The sequence below is a fragment of the Enterocloster aldenensis genome, assembly GCF_003434055.1.
Lineage (GTDB): Bacteria > Bacillota > Clostridia > Lachnospirales > Lachnospiraceae > Enterocloster > Enterocloster aldenensis.
In genome coordinates this window covers 188,675-209,597 of record NZ_QVEX01000002.1, presented here as the reverse complement: position 1 = coordinate 209,597, position 20,923 = coordinate 188,675, and the positions used below count along the sequence as shown (strand labels likewise).

The following is a 20,923-nucleotide window of genomic DNA, read 5'->3' as shown; positions in this document are numbered from 1 at the left end:
TGGTGAGTCATCGCCATTAAGGAAAAGCCTAAAAAAGGGGCGAGCAATCGTCTCTTTTTTCGTATGGGAAAAGGGTATGGAAACAATATGAAGAAAAATACGAAGTCCAGATATAGGAAAATCCAATTAATATTCAGGTTCCTTCAGGGGTCCAAGGTTTATTTCGGGGCAGCGGTGGCTGCATCGCTGATATCCACTGTGTTAAATGCACTGACACCTCAGATCTTCCGGTTCAGCATTGATGAGGTACTGGGCGGGAACGGGGGAGGACGTCTGTCAGGCAACCTCTGGGAACTGGCATGGATGATTGTGGCCGTGGCGGTGGCTTCAGGGATATTCACCTACATAAGCCGTACCAACACGGCCAAAGCAGGTGAGAATTTTGCGAAGAACTTAAGGGATACGCTATTTATCCACGTACAGAAGCTGCCGATGAAGTGGCATGACAGGAACCAGACAGGGGATATCATCCAACGGTGCACCTCTGATGTGGAAGTAATCCGCGGCTTTGTGGTGACACAGCTTTTGGAGGTGTTCCGCACCGTGTTTCTTGTGATTACGTCCTTTGCCATGATGTTTTCCATGAATGTGAAGCTTTCCTGCGTGGTCCTGCTGTTCGTACCGGTGGTAATCGTTTATTCCACCGTGTTTTATAAACTGATAGCAAAGCGGTTTACCATCGCGGATGAGGCAGAGGGGGAACTTTCCACCGTTGTGCAGGAAAATGCCACAGGGGTGCGGGTGGTCCGGGCATTTGGCCGGGAACAATTTGAGATGGAGCGGTTTGATGAGAAGAATAAGGCCTTTGCCAGCCTGTGGATCCGGCTGGGCACCTTGTCTGGGCTGTATTGGGGGATTGGCGACCTGATAACGGGGCTTCAGGTGGTTGCGGTGATTATTTTCGGGGTGGCACAAGCAGTAAACGGCGCTATCTCAGTAGGTGAGTTTATTGCATTTGCAGCATACAATTCCACCCTTGTATGGCCCATCCGCGGCCTGGGTCGTATCCTTTCGGATATGAGTAAAGCAGGCGTTTCTTTTGAGCGCGTGGACTATATCATCCGTTCCCGGGAAGAAGCCTATGGGGAAGAAGCCTATGGGGAAGAAGCCGATGGGAAGGAAGCCGATGGGAAGGAAGCCGGGATGTCCGGCGGCAGGTATGATATTTCCTTTCAGCATGTGACGTTTGGATATGAGGAAGGCAAGGAAGTGCTGCGGGATATTTCATTTACAGTGCCCCAGGGCAGGACCTTTGGGGTGTTAGGCGGAACGGGAAGCGGGAAGTCTACCATCATCCAGCTCCTTTCAAGGCTGTATGAGCTGGAGGATAAAGGGGGCTGTATTTATATCGGCAGCAGGAAAATACAGGATATCCCCATTGAAGAACTTAGGAGAAACATCGGGATGGTGCTGCAGGAGCCATTTCTTTACTCCAGGTCAATCCGTGAAAACATAGCGGCTTCGGTACCGGATGCAACCATGGAGGAAATCCGCCATGCTGCGCGGATTGCGTGTGTTGACGAAGCCATCATGGGATTCCCGGACGGATATGAGACCCTTGTGGGGGAGCGCGGGGTCACTTTGTCCGGAGGGCAGAAGCAGCGGATTGCCATTGCAAGGATGCTGCTTCGCAGAACACCCATCATGATATTCGATGACTCGTTATCAGCTGTGGATTCCCAGACGGATTATGAGATCCGCCGCGCGCTGAAGGAACATATGAGGGAGGCAACGGTCATCCTCATATCCCACAGGGTCACATCCCTGATGGGTGCGGATGAAATCATGGTGCTCAGCCAGGGCAGGATAGAAGAATGCGGGACCCATGAAGAGCTGATACAGCGAAATGGGATTTACCGCAGGATTTATGAAATACAGATGAGCCGCGACGACAGAGAGAAGATGGAGGGATGACAGATGGCAGCATACGAAGAACAGGAATATAACAATCCTTTCAGCTTCAGGATATGGATGAAACTGTTTCCGTTTTTTAAACCATATAAAAAATTTTTTGCAATCACCCTGGGACTTAATATCCTGCTGGCAGGCGTGGATATCCTGGTACCGCTGTTCCAAAGCTATGCCATTGACACGTTTATCATACCGGACCGTTTAGACGGGCTTGGGGTATTTGCCCTGGTATACATTCTGGTCATTGCATCCCAGACCGTCTGCGTCTATCTGTCGGTCCATGCGGCCACCTCCATTGAGATGAATGTGGGAAAAGATTTAAAAAGGGCGCAGTTCCAACATCTGCAGACCTTATCATTTTCCTATTACAATACCACCCCTGTGGGATATATCCATGCCAGGGTGATGAGCGACACCTTAAGGATTGCCGGAATGATAGCGTGGGGACTGGTGGATATGTTCTGGGCCTTTATTTATGTCATCAGCGTGTTCATCATCATGTTCATCCTGAATGCGCGGCTGGCCCTTATCATCACTATGATTGTTCCCTGCATTGCCCTGCTGACCGTGTATTTCCAGAACCGGATCCTTAAGTGGAACCGGAAGGTAAGGAGGATTAATTCCCAGATCACAAGCGCCTACAATGAAGGGATTACCGGGGTCAAGACGTCAAAGAGCATGGTCATTGAACGGGACAATGAGAAACGCTTCTTTGAAAAGACATCGGATATGCACCTGGCGGCCGTCCGTTCAGCGAAGCTGAATGCGGTCTATATCCCGGCCATCCTGTTTTTTAGCTCAGTGGCCTCGGCGGTGGTCTTGGCAAAGGGCGGCTATATGGTGCAGGAAAATCTCATAAAACTCGGCACATTGTCTGTGTTCATCTCCTATGCCCTTGTCATATTTGAACCGATTCAGCAGCTGGCCAGGCTGCTGGCAGACCTGATTTCCTGCCAGGCGAACATCGAAAGGGTGATGGACCTGCTGGAGCAGAAGCCCCATGTGGTGGACCGGCCCGATGTGCTTTTGAAGTACGGGGACACCTTTTCGCCCAATAAGGACAATTGGGAGAAAATCAAGGGGGATATTGTGTTTGAGGATGTTTCCTTCATGTATCCGGACGGCAAGGAATATGTATTGGAGCATTTTAACCTTCATGTGCCCGCGGGCATGAATATTGCCATTGTGGGCGAGACCGGGGCAGGGAAATCCACCCTTGTGAATCTTGTGGGCAGGTTCTTTGAACCCACCAGGGGAAGGATATTGATTGACGGCGTGGATTACCGGGAACGGTCCCAGCTGTGGCTTCACAGCCAGATCGGCTATGTGCTGCAAAATCCCCATCTGTTTTCAGGAACCGTGAGGGAGAACATAAGATACGGCCGTCTGGATGCAACGGACGAAGAGATTGAAGCGGCGGCGGAGAACGTGTCTGCGGATAAGGTTGTCATGAAGATGGAAAAGGGATATGACAGCGATGTGGGCGAAAGCGGAGGACTGCTGTCCACCGGGGAGAAGCAGCTGATTTCATTTGCGCGGGCGGTTTTAGCCAATCCTGCCATCTTTGTCCTGGATGAAGCCACATCCTCCATTGATACACAGACGGAAAAGCTGATTCAGGAAGCAACGGACCATCTGCTGAAAGGACATACGTCTTTTGTGATTGCACACCGTTTATCCACAATCCGCCAGGCAGACCTTATATTGGTTGTGAAGGACGGGAAAATCATTGAGCAGGGCACACACCTGGAACTGCTGGATAAAAAGGGATACTATTATGAACTGTATTCCAGGCAGTTTGAAGAAGAGGCTGCCATGAAGATATATGCCGGAAACATGTAAAACCTGGTAAAAACCCATTCGTGTAGAATAAGCTGCCGGTCCTTTGGAACCGGAGTCCGGAATATAAATACTGTGCCAAAGAAACCGATTCATAGGAACACGCCCTGGTTCAACCAGCACCATGATATTCCAGCAGGAAGTACAGGTTGACTGCAATCATAAGAACAGCCAGGGCAATGAATACCCCGTTGGCAGCCTTGACCACTATGGATGAGGTATTCCTGATGGAATAAACAAGGTACCCAATCCATGCCGTACAGGCAATGAAAATAATCCCTCTGTTGGGAATCAGCAAGGATAAGAGGAAAAGCAGGTTTACAACAGACATTGCTTTCCCGGAATTGAAAACCGATTTTAGTTTATCCTTCATGACGGTACCTCCTGACCTGGTTTAATCCATGACCTGCCGCGGGTCCGGCAGACGCCACATTGTATCTATCTTTAGTATAGACGAAAAGTAATCCATAATCAATACATTGAGACTGCCTGATGTATGGGAGCCGGCAAGGCCGGCCACCCCCCGTCAGGCAGTTTTTATTTTGTTCCGAATAAGATAATAATATTATAAACCAGTTCCTTATTGGAGAAGCAATCATATGTATTAAGGTTTTTGTGATGGACCATACAGCTGGCAATCATACCGGCAAGCTCATCAGCGCCAGGCTGATTGTTTTTAAAGGATGAGGAAATGTATCGGTTCTCATCAAAGTCCATGGCGCAAACAACGTTGGATTTTGAACTTACATCAATACCAATGAACAAAGTGGACATATAGTTGATTTTAACCATGTCATTACGCTCCTTTCCAATCAGGATTAGTGAAGGTTTATCCTGCGCTGCATATGGTGACCGCAACCTCGCGTTATGAGCATTCACCCAGCCTTTTCTGCTGGTGCTGCGGCTGGGGATGCAGCTTCTGTGTGAGCGGAAGGTGCCATAAGTGCCAGGCTGCTTATGAAAATGTAACTGTTGACTGTATAGATGGAATCAGGATGAGCGGGGTATTTGGCGCAAAAGGAAAATCAGGGCCGCGGCTCCATACTGTTTCTGACGGATATTCTGGGAGGTTCCCCCTTTAAGAATGCGGCGGTAATAAAATCTGCCATGGAAAACTGTTCGGTCATATACGGAACAAATCTGGCAATGCTGGTGGAGTGCGTCATGAGATTACAGTTTCCTGAGCAGCATGAGGGAAACGGATGGGAAGAAAGTGTTCAGGACATCCTGCAATCAGGGATGGAAATGGCCGGGGTGTTTTAAACGCCCCGGCCATGCCGATATCTGCTTCATATAAATCCGGTAATTCCTCTTGGACACTGTTTTTGCTGTTTATCTTTTCCGCATAGTCTGCCTTTCCCATGTCCCGGTCTGGCAGTATGCTGCACCGGGACATGGAACGCGCTTAACAGGCACAGCCGGTCACATTGTGTATATAAGCGGGCACCGTGTCGGGTCCGATATCCAGCGCTGCTGCCAATTCGCCAAAGAGCAGCTTCCGGGCTGTTTTCACACCATCTTTTTCGCGGATGTTCAAAACGCTTCCCCTGCTTTTGCGGGATTGCTCCATCTGCAGGATTTCCTTAATCATGGCGGCCAGTTCCGTACAGCTTCCGGATTGGAAGACCTGCTTGTAAACCAGAGGGCGTTCCTTATCATTCCGATACCCTTTGCACTTGACATTGGGCCAGGACTGTATGAAAGTCTGCGCCTCCCGCCTGGTCATGATGGAACGCATCATAACCTTGGTGGTGTCTACAGGGATGCAGATTGTCCGGTTAGCTTCGAATTTTGGTATTAAACGATAGTATAATTTATCATTATCTGAAAAATCAGTCTTTGATATATCATCTACCTGGCAAACACCCACGGTTCCATAAACAATAAAATCTCCTTTTTCAAACAAGCTGCCACCTTTCTGGACAAATCCTGTCCAAACAAGTTAACGGGTATTGTTGAATCTTGCGTTTTTTACATGCAGGACCGCCGGAACATCTGCCTGACCAATATCTTAAAATTACGCTGCGCAGACGTTGACTGCCTGCAGGCCGCGGTTGCCGTTGGTAATGTCAAATGTGACGGACTGACCGTCATCCAGTGATTTAAAGCCATCGGTAGCAATTCCGGAAAAGTGGACAAAGATGTCCTCGCCGTTTTCTGCGTTCGTAATAAAACCAAATCCTTTTTGTGAGTTAAACCATTTTACTGTACCTTTATTCATGAAAGATACCTCCTAATATTATAATATGATTTTATATAAAATAAAAAAATCACATATTTTTGTAAACCATCATAGGAATAATGACTTACAAAAACATGTGAAATCAAAATCTTATAGAAAATACTTTTCAAGTATACTTTACTTTTAGAACTTTGTCAAGGATAATAATATTATTTCTGAAAACAGCGGAATATCCATTAATGGTCCGGCTTGCCTTTAAACTAAGCCAATCTCCTTGCCTGCTAACACATTCGCTGCCGCCTCCGGTTGATATTTTCCCAATGCTTTGTTATACTTATGTCGGTATGATATATGTTTAGGGAAAGCAGTCCAAAGCAATCCGGTTGATGGGGCTGAATATAATCTGGCAGGAGACAGTACATAATGAAGGATATGAAGCTTGGAAAAAACTGGTTATATCATATGCGGTATTGCTTATTTTACTTGTTGCGGGAACCGCGGTGAGTATCATCAGCCTGGTAAGCTTAAACCGCCAGATTGAGATATTTTACGACGGCCCGTTCCTTGTAAAGGGCAGCGCCAATATCATAAACTCTAATTTTGAACGGATGCAGGATGCGGGATATGATGGCCGCCATAAGCAGCAGTTCCCGCGAAATTGGCAAGATAATCAAGACAATTGACGGCATAGCGTTCCAGACCAATATCCTGGCCCTGAATGCGGCTGTGGAAGCGGCAAGGGCAGGTGAGGCCGGGAAAGGATTTTCCGTGGTCGCGGAGGAGATACGCAATCTTGCAATCAGATCATCCGAGGCGTCTAAGAATACGGCAGCATTGATTGCCACGTCCCTGGACACGGTACAGGCCGGTCCGGATATTGCGGATGAGACCGCCCGCTCCCTTGGGATGGTGCTTGAGAGTGTCCGGCTTGTGACCGGGAGCGTGGGGCGGATTGCCGCCTCCTCCAGACAGCAGGCCCTTTCGCTCCGCCAGATTGAAAAGGGAATGGGCCAGATTTCCGATGTGGTGCAGACCAATTCCGCAACAGCGGAAGAAAGCGCGGCTGCCAGCGGGGAACTGTCGGCCCAGGCCCAGTTCCTGAAAGAACTGGCAGGGCAGTTCCGGCTGAAACCGGAAAACCTTTAAGACAGGAAGGATATACCTGTCTTAAGAAAGTGAAAGACAGTGAGGGAGGATTCATATCATGCCGGTATTTGATTTCAACAATACACCAGATAAGAAACAGGAGTGCGTATGCACATACACGGTGCTGCATTCCAATGAAAAGGCCGCCACGCCGGAGAGGCCCATGCTGGTCCTGGATAACAGCAGGCGGGAGTGGAAACATCATTCCTGCGGTGTGTTTGCCAACCAGGCCAGACAGACCGCTTTTGAATTCAAGGAGAAGGACGGAACCTATCCGGCGGATATCCTGCAGGTTGACGCCCGTTTCATCAGCCTTCTTAAGTGGCTGGGGGAGAACCACATAAGCGTCCGTCTGTCCGGCCAGAACCGGGAAGAAGGGTATGCGGTTTATAAGATACGTGAGGTGGCCTTTGGGGGCGGGACCAAGCTTTCTGCCGAGGACGGTTTTCTCCAGTTCATGATAGACAGGCTGCTGGCAAGCAGCGCGCCGGCAGAGGAGCTGGAAGAGGAGGAACAGGAGGAAGGCGGCGACAATATGAAGCTGACCAGCCTGCAGAGCATCTCGGATTTCATGAACTGCGCCGGCAGGACGCTTCCGGACAATATCCGCCTTTGGGCCAGAAGGAACCTTGCAGTGGCCCGTTCCCACGAAGTCACCCCGGAAGAAAGACGCCATGCACAGCGGGCCCTTTCCATCATGATGAACATCCAGTGGAAAAATAATTATTTTGAGTCCATTGACCCCAGGGAGGCCCGCCGCATCCTGGATGAGGAGCTTTACGGCATGGAACGGGTGAAGCAGAGGATTATTGAGACCATTATACAGATTAACCGTACCCATACCCTTCCCGCATACGGCATGCTGCTGGTAGGACCTGCGGGAACCGGTAAATCGCAGATTGCATACGCGGTGGCCCGCATCCTGAAGCTTCCGTGGACAACCCTTGATATGAGTTCCATCAATGATTCGGAACAGCTCACAGGCAGTTCCCGCATCTATACCAATGCAAAGCCGGGAATCATCATGGAGGCATTCTCCATGGCAGGGGAATCCAACCTTGTTTTCATTATCAATGAGCTGGACAAGGCGTCCTCGGGCAAGGGCAGCAGCAATCCGGCGGATGTCCTGCTGACCCTTCTTGACAATCTGGGATTTACGGATAATTATATTGAGTGCATGATTCCCACGGGAGGCGTTTATCCCATTGCCACTGCCAACGATAAGAGCCAGATCAGCGCGCCCCTCATGTCCCGTTTTGCAGTGATTGACATCCCGGATTATACGTCAGAGGAAAAGAAGATCATTTTCTCAAACTATTCCCTGCCCAAGGTGCTCAGGCGCATGGGCCTGGATGAACAGGAATGTGTGGTGCCCCCGGATGCCGTTGACGCGGTGATTGAAAAATACTCCAATACCACGGGTATCCGGGATTTGGAGCAGGCGGCGGAGCACATGGCTGCCAACGCCCTTTACCAGATAGAGGTAAACCATGTATCATCCGTCACCTTTGATGCAGGGATGGTGCGCGGACTTCTGGGATAGAAGGACCAGGGCTGCCCGGCGTCCATATGCCGGATTGCCCCGGATATCTGACAGACCATGGATCAGGAGAACGTTTATGGCAAATATCATTGAAATAACGGATTTTTCCGCGCCGGAGCTGGATATCTACGCCCGGCTCACGGAAGCGCAGCTTTTAAACCGCCATGAGCCGGAGAAGGGGATTTTCATTGCGGAAAGCCCGAAGGTCATTGAGCGTGCCCTGGACGCGGGATGTGTCCCCATATCCCTGCTGATGGAAACAAAGCACGCAGGGACGCAGGCCAGGGAAATCATACGGCGCTGCGGGGAGGTACCTGTTTATACCGCTGAATTCCACGTGCTGACGCAGCTTACCGGATTCCACCTGACCCGGGGCATGCTGTGCGCCATGTACCGCCCGCAGCTGCCGGGCTTAGAGGATATCTGCGCGGGCGCCCGCCGGATCGTGGTGCTGGAAGATGTCATGAATCCCACCAACATCGGGGCTGTTTTCCGCTCAGCGGCCGCCCTGGGCATGGATGCCGTCCTGCTGACAGCCGCCTGCAGCAATCCGCTGTACCGCCGTGCCATACGGGTAAGCATGGGGACTGTGTTCCAAATCCCGTGGACCATCCTGGACAGTCGGTCCTCCTGGCCCGGGCCGGGAATCAGCCGGCTGCGCGGACTGGGATTTAAGACGGCGGCAATGGCTCTTAGCGATGATTCCATCTGTATTGACGATGCAAGGCTGACGGCGGAAGACAAACTGGCGCTCATCCTGGGTACGGAAGGGGACGGGCTGTCGCAAGGAACCATTGCGGACTGCGATTACACGGTCCGGATTCCCATGTCCCACGGCGTGGATTCCTTAAATGTTGCGGCGGCAAGCGCGGTTGCGTTCTGGCAGATTGGGAGGTCTTTCCGTGAGGATGGGGAATGGGGGAAATGAACACAGGCAGCGGATTCACTGCAAAAGGACAGCTGCATTTCCGGCCGGGAATATTTCATGGCCAAAACGGGGAAGCTAACTGAGAAAAAACAATACCAAATAAGACAAAAAGGATATGTATGCAGCTGCAGACATATCCTTTTTCTGAGAAAGGAGGTGGTCCCGTGGACAATCATAAGAATAAACCCAATAGGTTAATCAATGAAAAATCACCCTATCTGCTGCAGCACGCATATAACCCGGTGCAGTGGTATCCGTGGGGGGAGGAAGCATTTGAGAAAGCAAGGTCGGAAGATAAACCTGTTTTCCTATCTATTGGGTATAGCTGACGGTCTGCAGGAAAAGTACGTGTCACTGGTGCCATGTGATGGAACGGGAGTCCTTTGAAGATGATGGGATTGCCAGGATTTTAAACAGGGACTATATCTGTATCAAGGTGGACCGGGAGGAACGGCCGGATGTGGATTCAGTATACATGTCAGTGTGCCAGGCCATGAACGGGCAGGGAGGATGGCCATTGACCATCCTCATGACCCCTGACTGCAGGCCGTTTTTTTCCGGGACCTATTTTCCGCCCAAAGCGCGGTATGGCAGGGTGGGACTGGAGGAACTGCTGGCCGCTGTGTCTGCGCAGTGGAAGGAGGGAAGGGAGCGGCTCCTTAAAGGCGCCGCTCAGATAGAGGCATTCCTAAAGGAACAGGAACAGGCGGATGTACAGGCAAAACCGGGGTTGGAAGTGGTGCACCGGGCCTTCAGGCTGTTTGCGGACAGCTTTGATAAAAGGAACGGGGGCTTTGGCCAGGCGCCTAAGTTCCCCACGCCCCATAATCTTATGTTTTTAATGGAATACGGTGTAAGGGAAAATCAGCCAAAGGCAGTGGACATGGCAGGGTCTACCCTGACACAGATGTACAGAGGAGGGATTTTTGACCATATTGGCGGAGGGTTTTCCAGATATTCCACGGATGAACAATGGCTGGTGCCCCATTTTGAGAAAATGCTCTATGACAATGCCCTGCTGGCAATGGCCTATGCAAAGGCATACGGCCTCACCGGGCGCGGCCTGTATGGATATGTGGTACAACGGATCCTTGGTTATGTGGAAGCAGAGCTGACCCATGGCGGCGGCGGTTTCTACTGCGGGCAGGATGCGGACAGCGATGGTGTGGAAGGCAGGTATTATGTGTTTACGCCAGAGGAAATCAGGCAGGTTCTGGGGCCGGACAGGGGAGATGCCTTTTGCAGTCAATATGGGATTACCGGGAAAGGGAACTTTGAAGGAAGGAATATACCGAACCTGTTGGAAAATGAGGATTTTGAGGCTGCCGGAGGAGAAGCGTCCCCTGGGGCGGGAATGGATGTTCAGACATGCTGCAGGAAGTTATATGATTACCGCATCCGCAGGGCGCGTCTCCACAAGGATGATAAGATCCTGGTCTCATGGAACGGATGGATGATATGCGCCTGTGCAATGGCAGGGGCAGTGCTGGGCATGAGGAAGTATGTGGACATGGCTGCGGGGGCAGAGGCATTTATCAGAACACATCTTGTAAAGGACGGGCGTCTGCTGGTGCGCTACCGGGACGGGGATGCTGCGGGCCAGGGAAAACTGGACGACTATGCCTGTTATGCACTGGCATTACTGGAACTGTACAGGGTCACATTTGAGACGGATTACCTGAAGCAGGCAGTTGGCTGGGCAGACATCATGGTCCGGCAGTTCTTTGACCGGGAACGCGGCGGTTTCTACCTGTACGCAGAGGACGGGGAGCAGCTGATCGTAAGGACAAAGGAAGCGTATGACGGAGCCGTGCCCTCGGGGAATTCTGCGGCTGCCCGTGTGCTGCAGCAGCTGACCCAGATTACCGGACAGACAAAATGGCAGGAGATACTGGATAAGCAGCTTCACTATCTGGCCGGCGCCATGGCCGGATATCCTCCGGGACACAGCTATGGGCTGCTGGTCATGATGGATGTGCTGTATCCAACAAAAGAACTGGTGTGTGTCCTGTCCCCGTCTTATGGCGGTGAAGGGCGGATGCGGCTGTTGGCCAGGCTAGGATATCTGGCGCAGACCACGCCTGGATTGTCGGTGACGGTAAAGACAGAAGACAATGCACAGGCGCTTGGGGAACTGGCCCCTTATACCAGGGATTACCCGCTGCCTGGGAAGGGGGCAATGTTTTACCTTTGCAGCGGCAGCAATTGTATGCCGCCGGTTACGGAGCTGGGAGCAATCGTGGATAAGCTGTAGGAGCGGAACCTCCCCAGCAGGGGGCGAAACCTCCCTTGCGGGGGGAGGAACCTCCGCAAGGCTTACGTGCTCCCCCGGATAATCAGCCTGCCTTTGTACAGACGGTCCTCCGGCGTTTCACCGTTGGCCATACAAAACAATGCATCCGCAACTTCGGATGCAAAGTCCGGGATTCCGCTGTCAATGGTGGTTAACTCAGGGGTTGTTATCTGGGAACTGGCAATATTTCCTGATCCCACAATGGCAATATCATCGGGTATGCGCAGATTCAGTTTCCTGATACATTGCATGACCTGGGCAGCCATATGGTCATCGCTGGCAACAAATGCGGTTGGGCGTTCACTGGCATTGTAGGAGGTCATGATATAAACCACATCTTCCAGAAGGCTTGCCTCGGACTGCGTATGCCTGCAGAAGAAATCCGGATTGACCTGGATTTGATTGGACCGGAGGGTTTCTGAATACGCCCTTGCCCGGAAATCATCGCCGTCAGCCCCGGCTGCCCTGTATTTTAACGGGGCAACGAAAGCAATCCGCCTATGCCCCTTCATGATTAAATAGTTTAATATCTGTTTCACATCGTTATATATATCAGGAGCCCGGATGACAATCCTTGGATCAAGGCCTATATATTCGCGGCTCTGATATAATATCAGGGGGATGCCGTTCTGGACAATCCGGTTCAGCTGTTCAGCCGTAAAGGCATTGCTCGCCATGAATATGGCGGCGAACCGTCCTTCTATGAGCCTGTTAATGAAAGTATCTTCCTTCTGGCTGTAAAACAGACAGGAGAAAAACCCCTTTTGGAATAACTGAGCCGAAAGCTCTTCATATAATTCTGCCTGTAAGGTATCCCCAACCAGTGCAATCTGGTTGGAACGGTTGGTCCTAAGGCTTTTAGCAAAAACATTGGGGGTGTATTCAAGCTCTTTTACAGCTTTCAGGACAGCCTCCCGTTTTTCCTGGCTGACATAATTTGAATCATTAATCACATATGAAACAACGGCCGGGGAAACTCCTGCCAGTTTCGCAACATCATTACGTGTGACCCTCTGCCTCATGGATATACTCGCTTTCTAACCTGTTTGGGACTATTGAAAGTACCTGGATATTTTCCCAATTTATTTTATCATAGTTTTAAAGTTTGCGCCAGATGATTGTTCGGTTTTTTATAAACTCGAGTATATACAAATGGGGATTTTAGAGTGATATCGTGAAATGGACACGCATCACAGTGCGGATATAAAATGGGAAAACAGAATATGAATTGACTAATTTGTTTATATAATTGCGTTTAAAAACAATTATATATAAAATATATACAAAAATTAGGCGCATTTTCCTTGAAGGGACTAATATAGAAATGAAAAATAAAATATAAATTCGTGTCGATATTTTATTGACAGCCATCTGGGACATATGCTAGAATGTAATTGCTTACATACATGTATGGTTGTGGAAATAGTACAATGATCAGGAGGAGAAGAATATGTTGAAAAGTTTTTTAGCAGCAGCACTAGCGGTATCTATGGTTGCAGGTATGACGGCATGCGGTTCAAGTTCAGGACCAGCTGCCCCTGCGGCGGCAAAGGACACGGCGGCAGAAGCACAGTCACAGGCAGAGGCAGCGCCGGAGGAGACATCCGGAACTTATAAAATCGGACTGATGATCAGTCCCCTGGCCACCCGCGAGGAATATTACAGGACGGCTGAACTGCTGGTTGAAAAGCATGGGGCAGACAAATTCATCATGGATGTTTTTCCGGAGGACCCGCAGAATGAGCAGGAGGTTACAATCTCCAAAGCGTTAAATATTGCCATGGACCCGGATGTAAAGGTAATGATATTTGATAATGCGGATATCGGCACCATTGCAACGGTGAACAAGATTAAAGAGGAACGCCCTGACATTAAGTTCCTGTTTGGTTCCCTGAATGAAGACGTATATGAGATGGCTAAGGTTGGGGACCTGCTGCTGACCATTGACCCGGAGCTGTACGGGAAAGCAGTTGCACAGATGGCGGTTGACACAGGCGCCAAGGTTTTTGTTTTCTACAGCTTTGCCCGCCATATGAGCAATTCCATGAAGGTCCGCTACAGGGATGCCATGCAGGAAGTATGTGAAGCAAACGGAGTCAGGTTTGAACAGGTCACCATGCCGGATCCTGCCGGTGATGCAGGAATCAGCGGCGCCCAGCAGTTCCTGTTAGAGAACATCCCTTCCCTGATGGAGCAGTATGATACCAAGGATGTTGCCTATTTTGCAACGGTCAGCACAATCCAGGAGAGCATGTTAAAGGCGGTTGTGGAAAACGGCGGTATCTATCCATGCCATACGGACCCATCACCTTTCAGCGCATTTTCCGGCGCCCTGGGCCTTGAAGTGGATGATGAACATAAGTACGATGCAGGGTACGTGACAAAGCTGATTTCCGATAAGCTGGGTGAGTATGATATGAACGGAAGGGTTGGGGGCTGGGATAAGTCCTATATCCGCTGCGAACTTGAGTTCCTGTTCCAGTATGCGGTTGACTACTGCGACGGCAAGGTGGACGAGGCGGACGGCCTTCCTGACGTGGAAGAAGTGAAGAAGCTGATGAAGGACATTTATGGGGACAGCGTTACCTACCAGAACTGCGTGAATGACCAGACCGGTGAGGAATATAAAAACTGGTACACTGTTTCAAGGGATATGTATATATTCTAACCGGTACGGCCCGGCGCAGATGGCGGGTGCTGGATTCACTGGCATTTGTGCCAGGCTGTACCTGTAACGGGCAGGCCCTTATACAGGGCCTGCAGGCATCCTGCCACAGGCGGGGTGCCGTGGCAGCGCAGGTTATATCATGAATGTTATATCATGAACAGGGTTTGTCAGGAGAAAAGAATGCAGAATACAATTCTGGAAATGAAAAATATTGTAAAAGAATTCAATCGGAACAAGGTGCTCAAAGGCGTCAGCCTGCAGGTGGACAAAGGGGAGATTGTCTCCCTGGTAGGTGAGAATGGGGCTGGAAAGTCCACATTGATGAACATCCTGTTTGGGATGGCCGGCATTGTGAATACAGGAGGATATGAAGGGCAGATCATATGGGAAGGACAGCCCGTACAGATGGTCTCGCCGGGACAGGCCATGAACCTGGGCATTGGGATGGTGCATCAGGAGTTCATGCTGCTTCCGTCCTATACGGTAACCGAAAATGTAAAGTTAAACCGTGAAAATACAAAACACAATGTGGTCAGCCGCCTGGTGGGCAGCAGCATGAGCACCCTGGACCGCCGGCATATGAAGTCGGACACAAAGGAGGCCCTGGATAAAATCCATCTGAAGGTGGACCCGTCCACCGTGGTAGGAAGCATGTCGGTGGGCTATAAGCAGTTTGTGGAAATAGCCAGGGAAATCGACAAGAAGAATATCAAGCTGATTGTGTTTGATGAGCCCACGGCAGTCCTGACCGACATGGAATCTACCTGGCTCCTGGATACAATCAGGGAGATTTCAGCGGCCGGGGTTGCCGTGATCTTCATCAGCCACAAGCTGGATGAGGTCATGGAGATATCGGATAAGATCGTGGTGCTCAGGGATGGGGAACTGGTGGACACCATTGGAAAAGGGGAAGTGGATGTGGTGGGGCTGGCAAAGCTGATGGTGGGAAGGAATGTTGACTTTTCAGCCATTGAAGGCAGGCCCCCGGAGGAGATGGGAAAAAACGGCCCGATCATGCAGATTAAAGGTCTGGGCGTTAAGATGCCCGGGGAGAATGTGAAGGGCGTTGATATCGATATACATAAGGGCGAGATACTTGGGTTCTGCGGACTGGCAGGACAGGGGAAGCTTGCCATTGCCAACGGGATAGCCGGCCTATATCCCTCCACCGGGGAGGTCATATACAAAGGAAAGAAGCTCCCCTTCGGCCGTCCCCTGGAAATCCTTAAAAGCGGGATCGGTTTTGTATCCGAGGACCGAAGCGGAATCGGCCTTCTTATGGATGAGAGCATCCGGATGAATATCTGCCTGCTGGCAATGCAGATCAAAAACCGTTTTTTCAAATCCTATGGTTTCTTCCGGCAGTTAGACCGCAGGAGCATGAAACGGACCGCGGACGATATGGTCCGGGAACTGGGAATCAAATGTGTAAGCAGCGAGCAGCATCCATCGGACTTAAGCGGCGGGAACCAGCAGAAGGTCTGTATTGCCAAGGCAGTGGTATTTGAACCGGACATGCTGTTTGTATCGGAACCCACCCGTGGGATTGACATCGGCGCCAAGAAGGTGATACTGGATTACCTGCTGACCCTGAACCGGGAAAAGGGGATTACCATTGTCATTACATCCAGCGAGCTGGTGGAACTGCGTTCCCTCTGCGACCGGATTGCGGTGGTCTATGACGGCCGTGTGAAAAGTGTCCTGAAACCAACGGATTCCGATGAGACATTCGGCCTTTTGATGTCCGGCCTGGACGCAGTGGAGGTGCAGTAAGGATGAAAGTTAAATTAATGAAATACATAGAGGATTTTGGATTTACAAGGATTGTAGCAGTGACCTTTTTCCTTGTGGTGGCCTGCATGGTCCCGGCCCTGGGACTGAATACCGCCACTTTATTTTCCCAGGCATTTACGCGTATGGCCATGAACGGCGTGCTGGTGCTGACCATGGTGCCGATCATGGTCTGCGGCGCAGGCATGAACTTCGCCCTTCCCATCGGCATCATATGCGGGCTGATCGGGGGCCTTATCAGCCTGAACCTGAGGCTGACGGGGCTTGCGGGCTTTGCCGCGGCAATCATATGCTCCATTCCTTTTTCACTGGTGTTCGGATATCTTTACGGGCAGCTGATGAACCGGGTCAAGGGTTCTGAGATGATCATCGCCACTTATGTTGGTTTTACCATGATTTCCATCATGTGCATTGTCTGGCTGTTCGCCCCCCTGAACAACCTTGTCCTGCGGATGCAGATGGGCCGCGGGGTCAGGAAGGATGTTACGCTGGCAGAATACTGGGCGGATATCCTGGATGGATTCCTGCCGATCCATTTGGGGGACCTGGTCATTCCTACGGGAACCTTCCTGTTTCTTTTTGCCATGTGCTTTCTGATGTATCTTTACCTGCATTCCAAGACAGGCACCATGATGCGGGCCGCGGGACAGAACCCCGGACTTGCCAGGGCCAACGGAATCAATGTTGACCTAATGCGGATATGGGGCATTACCCTGTCCACGGTCCTTGGCGGTATCGGAATCCTGGTCTATGCCCAGAGTTTTGGGTTCCTGCAGTTTTATGATTCGCCGAAAATGATGTCATTTTCCGCAGTGGCCGCAGTGCTCATAGGCGGGGCTTCCAATAAAAAAGCATCTATTTTTAACGTATTGTTTGGAGTCATGATTTTCCAGGGGCTGCTCACATTGTCCCTGCCGGTGGCCAATGTTATTTTGCCGGAAAGCAATATTTCGGATATTGTAAGGATGATTATTAGCAATGGTATTATTCTGTACGCGTTAGGAAAGGGCTCGAGGCAAAAATGAATCAGATGAAAAAATGGATTTCAGAAAATATTGTGGTTTTATTCTTTTGTATGCTGTGTATTGCGGCATATACCATTGCGGGACAGAATCCCTATGTGGTTGCCAGCGACCTGATTAACCGTGTCATGAGGAACAGTATCATGGTCCTGGCCCTTATCATACCCATCCTTACCGGTATGGGACTGAACTTCGGCATTGTGGTGGGGGCCATGAGCGCACAGGCAGCCCTTATCTTCGTGACCCACTGGCGGCTTACTGGCGCGGCCGGTATTGGGGCGGCGCTTTTGATGTGTACGGCGGTTTCCGTGCTCTGCGGCTATCTTCTGGGCAGGTTATTTAACAGGACAAGGGGCCAGGAAATGATTACCGGCATGATTGCGGGCTATTTCGGCCAGGGCATATATCTGCTTATATTCCTGGTGCTTCTGGGAACCGTGATTCCGTTCTGGGATGACCAGCTGAGTATCAGCACGGGCATTGGGGTAAAGGACACCCTGAACCTGCAGGAAGGGATGAAGGGCGCCCTGGATGCGGCGTATAAACTGCCGCTTTCCACTGTGTGCATCATCGGTTTTGCCATATTCACTGCCTATACCGGATTCCGGCTTTGGAAATCAAAGGATGAGGAACAGAAAGCAGGGCGTGTGAAGCAGATTGCCAGATGGGCCTGTCTGGGTATCCTGCTGGCAGCGCTGCTGGTGGTTCCGGTGACCTCGGCCGTCATCCGCAGATGCAGCATCCCGGTCATTACACTTATTTTTATCCTGCTGGTGAGCCTGCTGTGCCAGTTTGTCATGAACACAAAGCTGGGGCAGGATTTCAGGAGCGTTGGGAACGATATCCACATAGCGGAGTCCGCGGGTATCAACGTGAACAAAATACGTATCATTGCAACCATATTTTCCACGGTCCTGGCATCCTGGGGGCAGTTTGCCTTCCTGCAGAACATGGGTACCTTCAGCACCTATACGGCGCAGCAGAATGTGGGAACCTTCTCCATCGCCGCACTGCTGGTGGGGGGCGCGTCCATTGACCGGGCCAATGTAAAACAGGCCTTTATCGGAGTGGTCCTGTTCCAGCTGCTGTTTTTGCTGGCCCCGGCTGCCGGTACAAAGATTTTCAATGACAGCCAGGTGGGGGAATATTTCCGTACCATCATATCAAACGGCGTCATTGCCGTGGCATTGGTGCTGCATGCAATGCATAAGGCCCAGGAGAATGCAAAGGCAGCGGCGGAGGCGGAAGCCTAAGGCGTGTCTGAAAATTGGAATCAAGATGCACAGGCTGTTTGCAGGAATGAAATGAATATAAGAAAAAGGAGAATCCTAAATGATACATATACCAGAAAACAAGAGGAATGTCCCCTCGTTATTTACCTGTCTTGACGGAACAGAGGTGAAAACCGCAGAGGACTGGACAGGAAAACGCAGACCGGAGATTTTAGGGATTTTGAGAAAGGAAGAGTATGGATGTCTCCCGGATATGGGCGACGTGCAGATCAACATACGTGTGGCCGCTGTCAGGCAGGGCGGGAAAATCATGAACGGACGGGCGGTCCGTAAGACCGTGGAGGTTGAGGCAATCCGCGGGGACCGGAATTTTATCTTCACCTTCGAGGTGTTCATTCCCGCCAATGCGGATAAACCGGTTCCGGCTTTTGTGGAAATCTGCAACAGGGGCACAATGAACTGTGACCCGGCAAGGGAGTTTTACAGTTCCTTCTACCCGGCTGAAACCATTATTTCCAGAGGTTATGCATGCGCCGTGTTCAGGACCCAGGAGGTGGCCCCGGATTATGAGGAGGGATTTTCCATTGGTTTTCACCGGCTGTTTCCGGAATACCAGGATTCCCGCCCGGACGATGCATGGGGGACCATTACGGTGTGGGCATGGGCTGCAAGCCGGGTGATGGATTACTTTGAGACAGAGCCCCTCATAGATGAGAAAAGGGCTGCCGTGGTAGGCCATTCCAGGGGAGGCAAGACAGCCCTGTGGTGCGGGGCCCAGGATGAGCGTTTTGCAATGGCTGTCAGCAGCTGTTCGGGAAACAGCGGGGATGCGATTTCCCGGGGAAAAACAGGAGAGAGCATCAGCCAGATCCTGAACCGCTTCCCGTTTTGGTTTGCGAAGAATTATCAGAAATATGCGGGACATGAGGAGGAAATGCCCTTTGACCAGCATTTCCTGGTAGCACTGATGGCGCCCAGGCTGGTATACACGTCAACAAAGACCAATGACAGCTGGGCGGACCCTGCTTCTGAGTTTGAATCCCTGGTACAGGCATCGCCCGTCTATGGGCTGTTCGGTCTTAAAGGGCTGGACCGGCAGGAACCGCCCCTGCCGGAAAACCCGCTTCATGAAGGCAGTATGGGGCATCACCATAAAACCGGGGACCATGATATGGACGAGTATGATTGGAACCAGTATATGAATTTTGCGGATAAGCATATGGTATGATAGGGGACAGGATATGGTCAATGAAGGGGGTGTAAAAAAACTCCCCTAAAGAAAAATGGGGATGGTAAAAAAATAGTGATTCTGGCCAATCAGATGGAGAAATGGAAGCCGTATATGGATATAAGGGTAACATATTGTTTTGGGAGCAAAAGGGAAGTCCTGGACGGCAGTACCATTGTCCAATGGCTGGATACGGACCATAAGGGAGATGTTACGATTGACCGGAGCAAGGTGGAAGAATATGTCCGGGAATTATCGGTAAAATTTAATACGGCTTATTGCACTAAAAAATTGGAAACTTCTTATGGACAGGTTGTTTCCATCACAAAAGGACATTATGGCTGGATGATTGATAAGAAATCAGAGATAGAGGCGCTGATTGGAATCATACAATCCGGGGCTAGAGCGTGTTTGAAAATTCATTCCCGCCATCTGCACGCCCCACTTCGCGGTATATTTGGTCCCAATTCGGTCAACGTAGCCCGCTACGCCTCCCTCATCGGGACCAAATCTCCCACAAAGTGGGACGCACAGCTGACGGAAAGCAATTTTCAAACACGCTCTAGCCAGGAACGGGAGCCGGTTTATCTGCAGACAGCAGCCAGTCATGATGGACCAGATTTTGGAAATACCTATGTGGAGATGAACCTCACATCACAGCACATGTTTTTTTATAAAGAGGGTAAGCTGCTGATTGAGTCTGATTTTGTGTCAGGAGATGAGGCAAAGGGCTTTCGTACCCCGGCTGGTGCTTATGAAATCACATACAAGCAGATGAACGCAACCTTAAAGGGAAAGGACTATAAGACTCCAATCAAATACTGGATGCCGTTTAATGGAAATATCGGAATGCATGACGGATACTGGCGCACCAGTTTCGGACCTGTGCTCTGTTATTACCCGGAAGGAGCAGCCATGCCGCCACTATCCGCTACTGGATTGCCAAAGACCGGGAAAAGGCGGGGAAAAAGAAAGGCCACAAGCCCCTGATAGTCACCACCAACCTGTCCTTACAGGAACTTCAAAACCCGGAGAAAACAGCTTATGCCCAGATTTATGACCGCTTGCTTGAAATATTTCCGCTTTCGCAATCCGAATACGGCGGAGGAAACTGCCGATTACATAGCAAAAATATTTGTG

The 20,923-nt window shown here is 50.6% G+C and carries 18 protein-coding genes and 4 pseudogenes; 17 read left to right on the top strand and 5 right to left on the bottom strand.

Annotated elements, in window-relative coordinates; genetic code table 11:
* Positions 1–87: 87 nt before the first annotated feature.
* On the top strand, positions 88–1,914 hold the full coding sequence (locus DWX59_RS07330; protein WP_117558004.1) for an ABC transporter ATP-binding protein: 1,827 nt from the start codon (positions 88–90) through the stop codon (positions 1,912–1,914).
* A 3-nt stretch (positions 1,915–1,917) separates the two neighbouring features.
* On the top strand, positions 1,918–3,753 hold the full coding sequence (locus DWX59_RS07325) for an ABC transporter ATP-binding protein (RefSeq protein WP_117557626.1): 1,836 nt from the start codon (positions 1,918–1,920) through the stop codon (positions 3,751–3,753).
* A gap of 109 nt (positions 3,754–3,862) precedes the next feature.
* Here the strand turns inward: DWX59_RS07325 and DWX59_RS07320 are convergent, their stop codons facing one another.
* Complete coding sequence (locus DWX59_RS07320; RefSeq protein ID WP_117557624.1) at positions 3,863–4,123, bottom strand: hypothetical protein; 261 nt, start codon at positions 4,121–4,123, stop codon at positions 3,863–3,865.
* A 164-nt stretch (positions 4,124–4,287) separates the two neighbouring features.
* Entirely contained in the window at positions 4,288–4,542 is a 255-nt protein-coding gene (locus DWX59_RS07315; protein WP_227116571.1) for an IS110 family transposase, read from the bottom strand.
* 216 nt (positions 4,543–4,758) lie between these two features.
* Between DWX59_RS07315 and DWX59_RS07310 the strand changes: the two genes are divergently transcribed.
* A complete protein-coding gene (locus DWX59_RS07310) occupies positions 4,759–5,013 on the top strand; it encodes a PTS sugar transporter subunit IIA domain-containing protein (RefSeq protein WP_117557622.1) in 255 nt (84 codons plus the stop codon).
* A 142-nt stretch (positions 5,014–5,155) separates the two neighbouring features.
* Here DWX59_RS07310 and DWX59_RS07305 read toward each other — a convergent pair whose 3' ends face one another.
* Both DWX59_RS07305 and DWX59_RS07300 read right to left on the bottom strand, forming a co-directional pair.
* Positions 5,156–5,656, bottom strand: coding sequence for a CarD family transcriptional regulator (locus DWX59_RS07305; protein ID WP_117557620.1), 501 nt, complete (start codon positions 5,654–5,656; stop codon positions 5,156–5,158).
* 111 nt (positions 5,657–5,767) lie between these two features.
* The gene (locus DWX59_RS07300) at positions 5,768–5,971 is read right to left on the bottom strand and encodes a cold-shock protein (RefSeq protein WP_008717240.1); all 204 of its coding nucleotides are present in this window, start codon (positions 5,969–5,971) and stop codon (positions 5,768–5,770) included.
* Positions 5,972–6,318: 347 nt separating this feature from the next.
* Here DWX59_RS07300 and DWX59_RS28995 point away from each other — a divergent pair, with 347 nt between their 5' ends.
* The 6 genes and pseudogenes from DWX59_RS28995 to DWX59_RS07275 all read left to right on the top strand — a co-directional run bounded on the left by DWX59_RS28995 (position 6,319) and on the right by DWX59_RS07275 (position 11,803).
* Complete coding sequence (locus tag DWX59_RS28995; protein ID WP_207660415.1) at positions 6,319–6,615, top strand: hypothetical protein; 297 nt, start codon at positions 6,319–6,321, stop codon at positions 6,613–6,615.
* Positions 6,545–7,078, top strand: a pseudogene (locus DWX59_RS07295) (methyl-accepting chemotaxis protein); the annotation flags it as partial. The gene DWX59_RS28995 and the pseudogene DWX59_RS07295, both read left to right, overlap by 71 nt.
* Positions 7,079–7,136: 58 nt before the next feature.
* Positions 7,137–8,621, top strand: coding sequence for an AAA family ATPase (locus DWX59_RS07290; protein ID WP_117557618.1), 1,485 nt, complete (start codon positions 7,137–7,139; stop codon positions 8,619–8,621).
* Positions 8,622–8,697: 76 nt separating this feature from the next.
* On the top strand, positions 8,698–9,549 hold the full coding sequence (locus tag DWX59_RS07285; protein WP_117557616.1) for a TrmH family RNA methyltransferase: 852 nt from the start codon (positions 8,698–8,700) through the stop codon (positions 9,547–9,549).
* A 119-nt stretch (positions 9,550–9,668) separates the two neighbouring features.
* The gene (locus DWX59_RS07280) at positions 9,669–9,878 is read left to right on the top strand and encodes a DUF255 domain-containing protein (RefSeq protein ID WP_235844948.1); all 210 of its coding nucleotides are present in this window, start codon (positions 9,669–9,671) and stop codon (positions 9,876–9,878) included.
* Between the two features lie 38 nt (positions 9,879–9,916).
* Positions 9,917–11,803, top strand: a complete 1,887-nt coding sequence (locus DWX59_RS07275) for a thioredoxin domain-containing protein (protein WP_117557611.1) — start codon at positions 9,917–9,919, stop codon at positions 11,801–11,803.
* 62 nt (positions 11,804–11,865) lie between these two features.
* Here the strand turns inward: DWX59_RS07275 and DWX59_RS07270 are convergent, their stop codons facing one another.
* Positions 11,866–12,864, bottom strand: coding sequence for a LacI family DNA-binding transcriptional regulator (locus DWX59_RS07270; RefSeq protein WP_117557609.1), 999 nt, complete (start codon positions 12,862–12,864; stop codon positions 11,866–11,868).
* A 428-nt stretch (positions 12,865–13,292) separates the two neighbouring features.
* Between DWX59_RS07270 and DWX59_RS07265 the strand changes: the two genes are divergently transcribed.
* The 8 genes and pseudogenes from DWX59_RS07265 to DWX59_RS29250 all read left to right on the top strand — a co-directional run.
* Positions 13,293–14,510, top strand: coding sequence for a DUF3798 domain-containing protein (locus DWX59_RS07265; protein ID WP_117557607.1), 1,218 nt, complete (start codon positions 13,293–13,295; stop codon positions 14,508–14,510).
* Positions 14,511–14,690: 180 nt separating this feature from the next.
* Complete coding sequence (locus DWX59_RS07260) at positions 14,691–16,283, top strand: sugar ABC transporter ATP-binding protein (RefSeq protein ID WP_117557605.1); 1,593 nt, start codon at positions 14,691–14,693, stop codon at positions 16,281–16,283.
* A gap of 2 nt (positions 16,284–16,285) precedes the next feature.
* Complete coding sequence (locus DWX59_RS07255) at positions 16,286–17,326, top strand: ABC transporter permease subunit (RefSeq protein ID WP_117557603.1); 1,041 nt, start codon at positions 16,286–16,288, stop codon at positions 17,324–17,326.
* 5 nt (positions 17,327–17,331) lie between these two features.
* Positions 17,332–18,576 carry an ABC transporter permease subunit gene (locus DWX59_RS07250; protein ID WP_166460184.1) on the top strand — a complete coding sequence of 415 codons (1,245 nt, stop codon included), beginning with the start codon at positions 17,332–17,334 and terminating at the stop codon, positions 18,574–18,576.
* Positions 18,577–18,655: 79 nt separating this feature from the next.
* Positions 18,656–19,783 carry an alpha/beta hydrolase family protein gene (locus DWX59_RS07245; protein ID WP_117557598.1) on the top strand — a complete coding sequence of 376 codons (1,128 nt, stop codon included), beginning with the start codon at positions 18,656–18,658 and terminating at the stop codon, positions 19,781–19,783.
* Between the two features lie 93 nt (positions 19,784–19,876).
* Positions 19,877–20,293: pseudogene (locus DWX59_RS29865) on the top strand (peptidoglycan binding domain-containing protein); the annotation flags it as partial.
* A gap of 51 nt (positions 20,294–20,344) precedes the next feature.
* A pseudogene (locus DWX59_RS07230) lies at positions 20,345–20,665 on the top strand (L,D-transpeptidase); the annotation flags it as partial.
* A gap of 89 nt (positions 20,666–20,754) precedes the next feature.
* Positions 20,755–20,859 (top strand): annotated as a pseudogene (locus DWX59_RS29250) (ATP-binding protein); the annotation flags it as partial.
* Between the last annotated feature and the right edge of the window lie 64 nt (positions 20,860–20,923).

What these genes read in the sequence shown, in the direction of transcription:
- DWX59_RS07330 (WP_117558004.1), top strand. Translation starts at nt 88, where the DNA reads ATGAAGAAAAATACGAAGTCCAGATATAGGAAAATCCAATTAATATTC.
- DWX59_RS07325 (WP_117557626.1), top strand. Translation starts at nt 1,918, where the DNA reads ATGGCAGCATACGAAGAACAGGAATATAACAATCCTTTCAGCTTCAGG.
- DWX59_RS07320 (WP_117557624.1), bottom strand. Translation starts at nt 4,123, where the DNA reads ATGAAGGATAAACTAAAATCGGTTTTCAATTCCGGGAAAGCAATGTCT.
- DWX59_RS07315 (WP_227116571.1), bottom strand. Translation starts at nt 4,542, where the DNA reads ATGGTTAAAATCAACTATATGTCCACTTTGTTCATTGGTATTGATGTA.
- DWX59_RS07300 (WP_008717240.1), bottom strand. Translation starts at nt 5,971, where the DNA reads ATGAATAAAGGTACAGTAAAATGGTTTAACTCACAAAAAGGATTTGGT.
- DWX59_RS28995 (WP_207660415.1), top strand. Translation starts at nt 6,319, where the DNA reads ATGGGGCTGAATATAATCTGGCAGGAGACAGTACATAATGAAGGATAT.
- DWX59_RS07290 (WP_117557618.1), top strand. Translation starts at nt 7,137, where the DNA reads ATGCCGGTATTTGATTTCAACAATACACCAGATAAGAAACAGGAGTGC.
- DWX59_RS07285 (WP_117557616.1), top strand. Translation starts at nt 8,698, where the DNA reads ATGGCAAATATCATTGAAATAACGGATTTTTCCGCGCCGGAGCTGGAT.
- DWX59_RS07280 (WP_235844948.1), top strand. Translation starts at nt 9,669, where the DNA reads ATGCAGCTGCAGACATATCCTTTTTCTGAGAAAGGAGGTGGTCCCGTG.
- DWX59_RS07275 (WP_117557611.1), top strand. Translation starts at nt 9,917, where the DNA reads ATGGAACGGGAGTCCTTTGAAGATGATGGGATTGCCAGGATTTTAAAC.
- DWX59_RS07270 (WP_117557609.1), bottom strand. Translation starts at nt 12,864, where the DNA reads ATGAGGCAGAGGGTCACACGTAATGATGTTGCGAAACTGGCAGGAGTT.
- DWX59_RS07265 (WP_117557607.1), top strand. Translation starts at nt 13,293, where the DNA reads ATGTTGAAAAGTTTTTTAGCAGCAGCACTAGCGGTATCTATGGTTGCA.
- DWX59_RS07260 (WP_117557605.1), top strand. Translation starts at nt 14,691, where the DNA reads ATGCAGAATACAATTCTGGAAATGAAAAATATTGTAAAAGAATTCAAT.
- DWX59_RS07255 (WP_117557603.1), top strand. Translation starts at nt 16,286, where the DNA reads ATGAAAGTTAAATTAATGAAATACATAGAGGATTTTGGATTTACAAGG.
- DWX59_RS07250 (WP_166460184.1), top strand. Translation starts at nt 17,332, where the DNA reads ATGAAAAAATGGATTTCAGAAAATATTGTGGTTTTATTCTTTTGTATG.
- DWX59_RS07245 (WP_117557598.1), top strand. Translation starts at nt 18,656, where the DNA reads ATGATACATATACCAGAAAACAAGAGGAATGTCCCCTCGTTATTTACC.